Source organism: Pseudomonas fluorescens (assembly GCF_030344995.1).
GTDB classification, from domain to species: Bacteria; Pseudomonadota; Gammaproteobacteria; order Pseudomonadales; family Pseudomonadaceae; genus Aquipseudomonas; species Aquipseudomonas fluorescens_BF.
Genome location: NZ_CP128260.1, coordinates 5,226,838 through 5,239,050 on the forward strand (window position 1 = coordinate 5,226,838; position 12,213 = coordinate 5,239,050).

General features: G+C 61.7%; 7 protein-coding genes. All 7 read left to right on the top strand.

Going from position 1 to position 12,213, the window contains the following annotated elements:
- Nucleotides 1-288: 288 nt before the first annotated feature.
- The 7 genes from QR290_RS23425 to QR290_RS23455 all read left to right on the top strand — a co-directional run bounded on the left by QR290_RS23425 (nucleotide 289) and on the right by QR290_RS23455 (nucleotide 12,148).
- On the top strand, nucleotides 289-2,340 hold the full coding sequence (locus tag QR290_RS23425) for a putative bifunctional diguanylate cyclase/phosphodiesterase (protein ID WP_007953246.1): 2,052 nt from the start codon (nucleotides 289-291) through the stop codon (nucleotides 2,338-2,340).
- Between the two features lie 196 nt (nucleotides 2,341-2,536).
- The gene (locus QR290_RS23430; protein WP_115079035.1) at nucleotides 2,537-3,883 is read left to right on the top strand and encodes an imelysin family protein; all 1,347 of its coding nucleotides are present in this window, start codon (nucleotides 2,537-2,539) and stop codon (nucleotides 3,881-3,883) included.
- A gap of 292 nt (nucleotides 3,884-4,175) precedes the next feature.
- On the top strand, nucleotides 4,176-5,603 hold the full coding sequence (locus tag QR290_RS23435) for a di-heme oxidoredictase family protein (RefSeq protein WP_289203719.1): 1,428 nt from the start codon (nucleotides 4,176-4,178) through the stop codon (nucleotides 5,601-5,603).
- Nucleotides 5,604-5,629: 26 nt separating this feature from the next.
- Nucleotides 5,630-6,694 (top strand): imelysin family protein, encoded by a 1,065-nt coding sequence (locus QR290_RS23440; RefSeq protein WP_007953243.1) that lies wholly within the window; start codon nucleotides 5,630-5,632, stop codon nucleotides 6,692-6,694.
- 14 nt (nucleotides 6,695-6,708) lie between these two features.
- Entirely contained in the window at nucleotides 6,709-7,809 is a 1,101-nt protein-coding gene (locus QR290_RS23445; protein ID WP_289203720.1) for a DUF1513 domain-containing protein, read from the top strand.
- Between the two features lie 147 nt (nucleotides 7,810-7,956).
- Entirely contained in the window at nucleotides 7,957-9,105 is a 1,149-nt protein-coding gene (locus QR290_RS23450) for an efflux RND transporter periplasmic adaptor subunit (protein WP_230733222.1), read from the top strand.
- A 13-nt stretch (nucleotides 9,106-9,118) separates the two neighbouring features.
- Nucleotides 9,119-12,148 (top strand): multidrug efflux RND transporter permease subunit, encoded by a 3,030-nt coding sequence (locus tag QR290_RS23455; protein ID WP_115079039.1) that lies wholly within the window; start codon nucleotides 9,119-9,121, stop codon nucleotides 12,146-12,148.
- Nucleotides 12,149-12,213: the final 65 nt, after the last annotated feature.

Genomic DNA, 12,213 nt, shown 5'->3' on the forward strand with positions numbered 1-12,213 from the left:
CGCCGCATCACAAACAGAGCCTTTTCCCACACGCAAAGCAGCCTTTCTCGCCTTGCTCCCAAGCCACGGCGAACTAACATCAACAGAGGAAAAATTGTCCGACGCCCCTCAAGTTGGAGGCCAAAACTACCGACACAGTACAAATAGGGCAAATACTCCAGACAGCAGCATTTCGGCCAAGGCCACGGACAAATTTTCCGCGGCTCGATTGTCCCTTTGACTGCCAACACGGGATTGCCAATACTCATGGCAACTTGACGCTACCCGCACGGAACAAGGAATAACCCTTTGAAGCTGGAACTCAAGAACAGCTTGTCGGTGAAGTTGCTCCGGGTCGTGCTCCTGTCGGCATTGATCGTCGGCGTGGTCTTGAGCTGCGCGCAGATCGTTTTCGATGCCTATAAAACACGCCAGGCCGTCGCCGGCGATGCCGAACGCATCCTCGACATGTTCCGCGATCCCTCCACCCAGGCGGTCTACAGCCTGGATCGGGAGATGGGCATGCAGGTGATCGAAGGCCTGTTCCAGGACGACGCCGTGCGCCAGGCCTCCATTGGCCATCCCAACGAAGCGATGCTCGCGCAGAAATCCCGCGAACTGCAGCATTCCAACAGCCGCTGGCTGACCGACCTGATTCTTGGCCAGGAACGCACGTTCACCACCCAACTGGTGGGACGCGGGCCGTACAGCGAGTATTACGGCGACCTGAGCATCACCCTCGACACCGCCACCTACGGGCAGGGGTTCATCGTCAGCTCGGTGATCATCTTCATTTCCGGCGTGTTGCGCGCTTTAGCCATGGGCCTGGTGCTGTATCTGGTCTATCACTGGCTGCTGACCAAACCGCTGTCGCGGATCATCGAACACCTCACCGAAATCAACCCGGACCGCCCCAGCGAACACAAGATTCCACAGCTCAAGGGCCACGAGAAAAACGAACTGGGAATCTGGATCAACACCGCCAACCAGTTGCTCGAATCCATCGAGCGCAACACCCACCTGCGCCACGAAGCAGAAAACAGTCTGCTGCGCATGGCCCAGTACGACTTTCTCACCGGCCTGCCGAATCGCCAGCAATTGCAGCAGCAACTGGACAAGATCCTGGTGGATGCCGGCAAGCTGCAACGCCGGGTCGCCGTCCTTTGCGTAGGTCTGGATGACTTCAAAGGCATCAACGAACAATTCAGCTACCAGACCGGCGACCAGTTGCTGCTGGCACTCGCCGACCGCCTGCGCGCCCACAGCGGTCGCCTCGGCGCCCTCGCCCGTCTCGGCGGCGACCAGTTCGCGCTGGTGCAGGCCGATATCGAGCAACCTTACGAAGCGGCGGAACTGGCGCAAAGCATTCTCGATGACCTGGAAGCGCCGTTCGCCCTCGATCATCAAGAGATTCGCCTGCGCGCGACCATCGGCATCACCCTGTTCCCGGAGGACGGCGACAGCACCGAGAAGCTGTTGCAGAAAGCCGAGCAGACCATGACCCTGGCCAAGACCCGCTCACGCAACCGTTATCAGTTCTACATCGCGAGTGTCGACAGCGAGATGCGCCGGCGTCGCGAACTGGAAAAAGACCTGCGCGACGCCTTGCTGCGCGATCAGTTCTACCTCGTCTATCAACCGCAGATCAGCTACCGCGATCATCGTGTAGTCGGGGTCGAAGCCCTGATCCGCTGGCAGCATCCGGAACACGGTCTGGTGCCGCCGGACCTGTTCATCCCGCTGGCCGAGCAGAACGGCACCATCATCGCCATCGGCGAATGGGTGCTGGATCAGGCCTGCAAGCAACTGCGCGACTGGCACGATCAGGGCTTCGTCGACCTGCGCATGGCGGTCAACCTGTCCACCGTGCAACTGCACCACGCCGAGCTGCCACGGGTGGTCAACAACCTGTTGCAGATGTACCGCCTGCCACCGCGCAGCCTCGAGCTGGAAGTTACTGAAACCGGCCTGATGGAAGACATCAGCACCGCCGCCCAGCACCTGCTGAGCCTGCGCCGCTCCGGCGCCCTGATCGCCATCGACGACTTCGGTACCGGTTATTCGTCGCTGAGTTATCTCAAGAGTCTGCCGCTGGACAAGATCAAGATCGACAAGAGCTTCGTCCAGGACCTGCTGGACGACGACGATGACGCGACCATCGTTCGCGCCATCATTCAACTGGGCAAGAGCCTGGGCATGCAGGTGATCGCCGAGGGCGTGGAAACCGCCGAACAGGAAACCTACATCATCTCCGAAGGCTGCCACGAAGGTCAGGGCTACCACTACAGCAAGCCGCTGCCGGCGCGCGAGCTGAGCGTTTATCTCAAGCAGGCCCAGCGCAGCAACGCGGCCATCCTCTGAAATCTCCCTGCGAAACCCGGCAAAACCCTTCATCCGCCGGGTGCGGTCTACGCTGTTGATCCAGCGCAACCCCCGCGCAAATAGGAAATATTTCCAGCTACAACCCTTTACACATAATGCGAAAGATTTGCATTATGTCGCAGCTTTTGCGCACCCCCGCGCCTGTCCACTCAATTACCGAAGCAGGATGTTCGCCATGATTCGTATGCCTCTGGCTACCGCCAGTCTGCTGGCCATCGCTATTTCCCTCGCCGGTTGCGGCGAAGGTAAAGACAAAGAAAAGGCCGCCGCTCCTGCGCCGACTCCGGCTGCGAGCACCGCTGCACCGGCTGCGCCTGCTGCTGCCGGTAAAGTCGACGAGGCCGCCGGCAAAGCCGTTGTCTCGCACTATGCCGACATGGTCTTCGCCGTTTACAGCGATGCCGAATCCACCGCGAAAACCCTGCAAACCGCCGTCGACGCGTTCCTCGCCAAGCCGAACGCCGACACCCTGAAAGCCGCCAAGGCTGCCTGGGTCGCCGCCCGCGTTCCTTACCTGCAGAGCGAAGTGTTCCGCTTCGGCAACACCATCATCGACGACTGGGAAGGTCAGGTGAACGCCTGGCCTCTGGACGAAGGCCTGATCGACTACGTCGACAAATCCTACGAGCACGCACTGGGCAACCCGGGCGCCACCGCCAACATCATCGCCAACACCGAAGTACAGGTCGGCGAAGACAAGGTCGACGTCAAGGACATCACCCCGGAAAAACTCGCCAGCCTGAACGAGCTGGGTGGTTCCGAAGCCAACGTTGCCACCGGCTACCATGCCATCGAATTCCTGCTCTGGGGCCAGGATCTGAACGGCACCGGCCCTGGCGCCGGCAACCGTCCGGCCTCGGACTACCTGGAAGGCGCCGGCGCAACCGGTGGCCACAACGACCGTCGTCGTGCCTACCTGAAAGCCGTGACCCAGCTGCTGGTCAGCGACCTGGAAGAAATGGTCGGCAACTGGAAGCCGAACGTGGCCGACAACTACCGCGCCACCCTGGAAGCCGAACCGGCTGAAAGCGGCCTGCGCAAAATGCTGTTCGGCATGGGCAGCCTGTCTTTGGGCGAGCTGGCCGGCGAGCGCATGAAGGTGTCTCTGGAAGCGAACTCCCCGGAAGACGAACAGGATTGCTTCAGCGACAACACCCACAACTCGCACTTCTACGATGCCAAGGGCATTCGTAACGTTTACCTGGGCGAGTACACCCGCGTCGACGGCACCAAAATGACCGGCGCCAGCCTGTCGTCGCTGGTGGCCAAGGTTGATCCGGCTGCCGACACCGCGCTGAAAGCCGATCTGGCCGCCACCGAAGCCAAGATCCAGGTCATGGTCGATCACGCCAACAAGGGTGAGCACTACGACCAGTTGATCGCGGCCGGCAACACCGCCGGCAACCAGATCGTGCGCGACGCCATCGCTTCGCTGGTCAAGCAGACCGGTTCGATCGAAGCTGCTGCCGGCAAACTGGGCATCAGCGACCTGAACCCGGACAACGCCGATCACGAGTTCTGATCACAGCGTCCGCGTTAAAAAGGCGACCTTCGGGTCGCCTTTTTCATATCTGCTATTTGTGGTGATGCTGATGGCCCCATCGCTGGCAAGCCAGCTCCCACAAGTACCCCGGTGTTTGCAATCTCTGTGTTCACCACCAAACCCTGTGGGAGCTGGCTTGCCAGCGATGGCAGCACCTCGATCTGAAGCCAAACCCTGCCCCACATCAAGCAAACGATAATTCCTCTTATTCAAACCCCCTCGCCCTGTTAGACTTTGCGCCTTTAAATTCGCCCCTCTTGCAGGATGTCTGATGCCCTCGCTGCCTCTTCGCTTGTCCGCACTGTTTCTGGCCCTGGGCCTGAGTGCCTGCGATGACGCCCCGCGTTTCACCAAGGCCGAGCCAGGTGAGGCCCGTTCCGGCGGCGCGGCGACTGTGCGCAAGAGCGATCAGAACGCATTTTCCCTGCCGTCCGCCAACCTGCCACCCTCGCGTCGGGTGGACTTCAGCGTCGGCAACAGTTTCTTTCGCAGCCCGTGGGTGATCGCGCCGTCGACCACCACCGCCCGCGATGGCCTCGGCCCACTGTTCAACACCAACGCCTGCCAGAACTGCCACATCAAGGACGGCCGCGGCCATCCGCCGACGCCGGATGCGGCCAACGCGGTTTCAATGCTGGTGCGCCTGTCGATTCCCGATTCGCCGGCCTATGCCAAGGTCATCGAACAGGTGGGCGTGGTGCCCGAGCCGGTTTATGGCGGCCAGTTCCAGGACATGGCAGTTCCCGGCGTCGCGCCGGAAGGCAAGGTGCGGGTCGATTACACGCCTGTGCCGGTCCGCTTCAAGGACGGCACTGAAGTCGAGCTGCGCAAACCGGCCTTGCAGATCACCCAGCTCGGCTACGGCCCGATGCACCCGGACACACGTTTCTCCGCACGCGTTGCACCGCCGATGATCGGCCTGGGCCTGCTCGAAGCGATCCCGGAAGAAGCGATCCTCGCCAACGCCGCCGCGCAAGCCAAAGAGAAAAACGGCATCAACGGTCGACCCAACCGGGTATGGGACGATGAGCAGCAAAAGGCCGTCATGGGGCGATTTGGCTGGAAAGCCGGTCAACCGAACCTCAATCAACAAAATGTTCACGCGTTTTCTGGTGATATGGGCCTCACGACCAGCCTGAGACCGTTTGATGACTGCACCGACGCGCAAACTGCCTGCAAACAGGCGCCGAACGGCAACGGCCCGGACGGCGAACCTGAAGTCAGCGACAACATCCTGCGCCTGGTGCTGTTCTACAGCCGCAACCTCGCCGTTCCCGCCCGCCGTGGCGTCAACGATCCGCAAGTGCTGGCCGGCAAGAATCTGTTCTTCCAGGCGGGTTGCCAGTCCTGTCACACACCGAAATACACCACTGCCGCCAACGCGGCCGAACCTGAACTGGCCAATCAAGTGATTCGCCCGTACAGCGATCTGCTGCTGCATGACATGGGCGAAGGCCTGGCGGACAACCGCACCGAATTCCAGGCCTCCGGCCGCGACTGGCGCACCCCGCCACTGTGGGGCATCGGCCTGACGCAGGCGGTCAGCGGCCATACCCAGTTTCTGCATGACGGCCGCGCCCGCAACCTGCTCGAAGCCGTGCTCTGGCATGGCGGCGAAGCGAAAGCGGCGCAGCAACAGGTTTTGTCTTTCAACGCCGAGCAGCGCGCCGCGCTGCTGGCGTTCTTGAACTCACTTTAAACACTTAAAAGAATCGGGAGCCCGACATGTTCCGTCCCAAGCTGTTGTTCACCAGCCTTGCCGCACTGGCCCTCGGCGCGTGCTCGCCGCAGGATCCACAAGCCGTCACTTCGGCGGCCATCGCCAAATCGGTGATCCTGCCGACCTACACCCGCTGGGTCGAGGCCGACAAGCAACTGGCCGTCAGTGCCCTCGCCTACTGCCAGGGCAAAGAGTCGCTGGACACCGCACGTGCCGACTTCCTGCACGCGCAAAAAGCCTGGGCCGAGCTGCAACCGCTGCTGATCGGCCCGCTGGCCGAGGGCAACCGTTCGTGGCAGGTGCAGTTCTGGCCGGACAAGAAGAACCTTGTCGGCCGTCAGGTCGAGCAACTGGTCACCGCGCAGCCGCAGATCGACGCCGCCGCCCTGGCCAAGTCCAGCGTTGTGGTTCAAGGCCTTTCCGCGTACGAGTACATCCTGTTCGACGCCAAGCCTGACGTCGCCAACGACGCGCAGAAAGCCAAATACTGCCCACTGCTGGTGGCCATCGGCGAGCGTCAGAAACAACTGGCCGAAGAGATCCTCAGCAGCTGGAACAACACCGACGGCATGCTCGCGCAGATGAGCAAATTCCCGAACCAGCGCTACGCCGACTCCCACGAAGCGATCGCCGATCTGCTGCGGGTACAGGTCACTGCTCTCGACACCCTGAAGAAAAAACTCGGCACGCCGATGGGCCGTCAGAGCAAGGGCGTGCCTCAGCCGTTCCAGGCCGATGCATGGCGCAGCCAGTCGTCCATGGAGTCGCTGGAAGCCAGCCTCGCAGCGGCCAAAACCGTCTGGGAAGGCGTCGACAACAAAGGCCTGCGCGGCTTGCTGCCGGCAGAACAAAAGCCGTTGGCGGACAAGATCGATGCAGCCTATGCGGCGTCGCTCAAACTGTTCGGCAGCACCCAGCGCTCGCTGACCGAAATGCTCAACGACGACGCCGGTCGCCAACAGCTCAACGACATCTACGACAGCCTCAACGTCGTCCACCGCCTGCACGAAGGCGAGCTGGCCAAGGCGCTGGGCATCCAACTGGGCTTCAACGCCAACGACGGTGACTGATGAGGGCACGTGCCATGCTGCGACGCCAGGCTCTGACTTTAGGTAGTTTGCTGCTGGGAGCAGTGACACTGGGCGGCTGGACGCTGTTCAAACGCAAGGACCAAAGCCCGCTGCTGCTGTCGGCGCGGGACGACACCGACGGCAAGCACTACGCCGTCGGCTATCGGCTGGACGGCACGCAGGTGTTCGCCACCGAAGTCGGCCAGCGCTGCCACGACATCATCAATCACCCGACGCTGTCGATCGCGCTGTTCGTCGCCCGCCGGCCGGGCACCGAGAGCTACCTGATCGACCTGCGCAACGGCGCATTGCTGCAAACCGTGACGTCGCAGCCGAACCGGCATTTCTACGGTCACGCGGTGATCCACCACAGCGGCGACTACCTGTACGCCACCGAAAACGACACCAGCGATCCTGGCCGTGGCCTGCTCGGGGTGTACAAATTCGAAGGCGAACGGTTGGTGCACAGCGGCGAGATTTCCACCCACGGTCTCGGCCCGCATCAGGTGTCGTGGATGCCCGACGGTGAAACCCTGGTGGTGGCCAACGGCGGGATCCGCACCGAGGCCGAAAGCCGGGTCGACATGAACCTCGACGCCATGGAACCGAGCCTGGTGCTGATGCAGCGCGATGGCACCCTGCTGAGCAAGGAAACCCTCGCCCAGCAGATGAACAGCGTGCGCCACCTGGGGATCGCCAGCGACGGCACCATCGTCGCCGGCCAGCAATTCATGGGGCCTTCCCACGAGCGCTCGGAGCTGCTGGCGATCAAACGTCCCGGTCAGCCATTCGTGGCGTTCCCGGTGCCGGAGCATCAGTTGCAGTCGATGGGGCATTACACCGCCAGCGTCGCCGTGCACAGCGATTTGCGTCTGGTGGCACTGACCGCACCGCGCGGCAACCGCTTCTTCATCTGGGACCTGGACAGCGGCGAAGTGCGCCTCGACGCACCGTTACCCGACTGCGCCGGCGTCGGTGCAGTGAAGGACGGTTTTGTCGTGACCTCCGGTCAGGGACGCTGCCGCTACTACGATTGCCGTCAGGACGATCTGCTGGCCAAACCGCTGGATTTGCCTGCAGGGCTCTGGGACAACCATCTTCATCTGATGGCCTGAAACTCGCCGCCGACCGCTCGGTCGGCGGCCTTGCTTTTCTCCACCTTCTTCCCTTACACCCGTTAAAAACTGGCAGTTGGAATCCCTGCCGGACTCGGGGTAATGTGCCCGCCTGTCTCACCTGATTTTCTCCAAGGAACTGGAAATATGCTGCGTCGCCGCATGCTGATCATGTTGGGTGTTGTACTGCTGATCGTTCTGCTTCTCGCCGGTTACAAGGCCTTCTCGATCTATACGATGATCCAGGGCTTTTCCAAACCGAAGCCGCCGATCAGCGTCGCCGTGGCCACGGCCGTCGAACGCCCGTGGCAGATGCGTCTGCCCACCGTCGGCACGCTGAAGGCACTGCAAGGCGTTGACCTGAGTCTGGAGAACGCCGGCACCGTCACCGAGCTGAAGTTCGAATCCGGGCAGAAGGTCAAGGCCGGCCAGCCTTTGCTGCAACTGGACAGCGCCGTCGAAGCCGCCTTCCTCGAAACCGCCAAGGCCGATCTCGGTCTCGCGCAGCTGGATTACGGTCGCGGCAGCCAGCTCGTCGGCAGCAGCGCCATCTCCAAAGGTGAATTCGACCGGCTCTCGGCGCAGCTGCAAAAGAACAAGGCCACGGTCAATCAGCTCAATGCGGCGCTGGCCAAAAAACGCATCGTCGCGCCCTTCAGCGGCACCATCGGCATCCGCCTCGTCGACATCGGCGACTACCTCGCCAGCGGCACCAAGATCGCTACCCTGCAGGACCTGAGCAGCCTCTACGCCGACTTCTATGTACCCGAACAGTCGGTGCCGAAACTGGCCATCGGTCAGCCGGTGCAGATCACGGTAGCGGCCTATCCCGGCCAGAACTTCACCGGTGCCATCACCGCCATCAACCCGATCGTCGAAAGCACCACCCGCAACATTCTGGTTCGCGCCACCCTGGCCAACCCCGACGGCAAGTTGCTGCCAGGCATGTTCACCAGCGTCGAGGTGCTGCTGCCGGATCCCCAGAAACACATCGTGGTTCCGGAAAGCGCGATCACCTACACCCTCTACGGCAACTCGACGTACGTGGTCACCCAGAAGAAAGCCGAAGACGGCACCGTCGAAAAGGACGACAAGGGCCAACCGGTACTGATCGCCGAACGTCGGTTCGTCGAGACCGGCGAACGCCGCGATGGCCAGGTGATGATCAACAAGGGCGTGCAGAGCGGCGAACAGGTGGTGACGGCTGGCCAGATCAAACTGGACAACGGCGCCCACATTGCCATCAGCGACGACAAGACCCTCGGCGAGCAGAACAGTCCGCCCCGCGCCGACTGATCAAGGAAATCCCATGGCTTTTACCGATCCGTTCATCCGCCGCCCGGTGCTCGCCACCGTGGTCAGCCTGCTGATTGTGCTGCTGGGCTTCCAGGCCTGGAGCAAACTGCCGCTGCGCCAGTATCCGCAAATGGAAAACGCCTTGATCACGGTGACCACCGCGTACCCCGGGGCCAACGCTGAAACCATCCAGGGCTACATCACCCAGCCGATGCAACAGAGCCTGGCCAGCGCCGAGGGCATCGACTACATGACCTCGGTCAGTCGCCAGAACTTCTCGGTGATTTCGATCTACGCGCGCATCGGCTCCAACAGCGACCGCTTGTTCACCGAACTGCTGGCCAAGGCCAACGAGGTGAAGAACAAACTGCCTCAGGACGCCGAGGATCCGGTGCTGAGCAAAGAAGCCGCCGACGCTTCGGCGCTGATGTACATCAGCTTCTTCAGCAAGGAACTGAACAACCCGCAGATCACCGACTATCTGTCGCGGGTGATCCAGCCGAAGCTGGCGACCCTGCCGGGCATGGCCGAGGCGGAGATTCTCGGCAACCAGGTGTTCGCCATGCGCCTGTGGATCGATCCGGTGAAGCTCGCCGGCTTCGGCCTCAGCGCTGGTGACGTGACCAACGCGGTGCGCCAGTACAACTTCCTCTCCGCCGCTGGCGAAGTGAAAGGCGAGTACGTGGTCACCAGCATCAACGCCAACACCGAACTGAAGTCCGCCGAAGCCTTCGGCAAGATCCCGCTCAAGGTCAACGGTGACAGCCGGGTGTTGCTCAGCGATGTGGCACGGGTCGAGATGGGCGCGGAAAACTACAACTCGATCAGTTCGTTCGGCGGAACACCCTCGGTGTACATCGGGATCAAGGCCACGCCCGGCGCCAACCCGCTGGACGTGATCAAGGAAGTGCGCAAGATCATGCCGGAGCTTGAAGCCCAGCTGCCGCCCAACCTCAAGAGCGAGATTGCCTACGACGCCACGCTGTTCATCCAGGCCTCCATCGACGAAGTGGTGAAAACCCTGTTCGAGGCGGTGTTGATCGTGATCGTGGTGGTGTTCCTGTTTCTCGGCGCCCTGCGTTCGGTGGTCATCCCGGTCGTCACGATTCCGCTGTCGATGATCGGTGTGATGTTCTTCATGCAGATGATGGGCTACTCGATCAACCTGCTGACGCTGCTGGCGATGGTGCTGGCCATCGGGCTGGTGGTGGACGACGCAATTGTGGTGGTGGAAAACATTCACCGGCACATCGAGGAAGGCAAGACACCACTGGACGCCGCGCTCGAAGGCGCCCGGGAAATCGCCATGCCGGTGGTGTCGATGACCATCACCCTGGCGGCGGTGTACGCACCGATCGGTTTTCTCACCGGGCTGACCGGGGCGCTGTTCAAGGAGTTTGCGCTGACCCTGGCCGGTGCGGTGGTGATCTCCGGCATCGTCGCCCTGACCCTGTCGCCGATGATGTGCGCCGTGCTGTTGCGCCACGATGAAAACCCCACGGGCCTGGCACACCGTCTCGACCGGATTTTCGACAGCCTCAAGCGTCGCTATCAAAGCATGCTGCACGGCACGCTCAATACCCGGCCGGTGGTGCTGGTGTTCGCGGTGATCGTGCTGTGCCTGATTCCGGTGCTGCTCAAGTTCACCAAGTCCGAACTGGCACCAGACGAAGACCAAGGCATCATTTTCATGATGGCCAACGCCCCGCAGCCGACCAACCTCGATTACCTGAACACCTACACCGACGAGTTCATCAAGATCTTCAAGGAGTTTCCGGAGTACTACTCATCGTTCCAGATCAACGGCTATAACGGCGTGCAGACCGGCATCGGCGGTTTTCTGCTCAAGCCGTGGAACGAGCGCAGCCGCACACAAATGGAAATCCTTCCGGAGGTACAGGGCAAACTGGAGGGCATTCCGGGCCTGCAGATCTTCGGTTTCAACCTGCCGTCCCTGCCCGGCACCGGCGAAGGCCTGCCGTTCGAGTTCGTGATCAACACCGCCAACGACTACGAGCTGTTGCTGCAAGTGGCTGACCGGATCAAGAAGCGCGCAATGGAGTCGGGCAAGTTCGCCTTCGTCGACCTCGATCTGGCTTTCGACAAACCCGAAGTGGTGGTCGACATCGACCGCGCCAAGGCGGCGCAGATGGGCGTGTCGATGCAGGATCTGGGCGGTACGCTTGCGACCTTGCTCGGCGAAGCCGAAATCAACCGGTTCACCATCGAAGGCCGCAGCTACAAGGTCATCGCCCAGGTCGAACGGGCCTACCGCGACAACCCGGACTGGCTGAACAATTACTACGTGAAAAACACCCAGGGCGAGCTGCTGCCGCTGTCGACCCTGATCACCGTGACCGATCGCGCACGACCGCGACAGCTCAACCAGTTCCAGCAACTCAACGCGGCCAAGCTGTCCGGATTCCCGCTGGTGAGCATGGGCGAAGCCATCGACAGCGTGTTGCAGATTGCCCGGGAAGAAGCCCCGGCCGGTTTTGCCTTCGATTACGGCGGTGCCTCCCGACAATTCGTCCAGGAAGGCAGTGCGCTGTGGGTAACTTTTGCCCTGGCGCTGGCGATCATTTTCCTGGTGCTGGCGGCGCAGTTCGAAAGCTTCCGCGATCCGCTGGTGATTCTGGTGACCGTGCCGTTGTCGATCTGCGGGGCGCTGATTCCGCTGTTCCTCGGCTGGTCGAGCATGAACATCTACACCCAGGTCGGGCTGGTGACGCTGATCGGGCTGATCAGCAAGCACGGGATCCTGATCGTCGAATTCGCCAACCAGTTGCGCAAGGAGAAGGGCCTGACACCCCGCGAGGCGGTGGAGGAAGCGGCGGCGATTCGTCTGCGCCCGGTGTTGATGACCACCGCGGCGATGGTGTTCGGCATGGTGCCGCTGATCGTGGCCACCGGCGCCGGTGCGGTCAGCCGTTTCGACATCGGTACCGTGATCGCGACCGGGATGTCGATCGGGACACTGTTCACGCTGTTTGTTTTGCCGTGCGTTTACACCGTGCTGGCGAAACCCGATCCCAAGGCATGACGCAGTAAAAAGCCATGACGCAATAAAAAAGGCCTCGCATCAGCGAGGCCTTTGGCTCTTGGAGA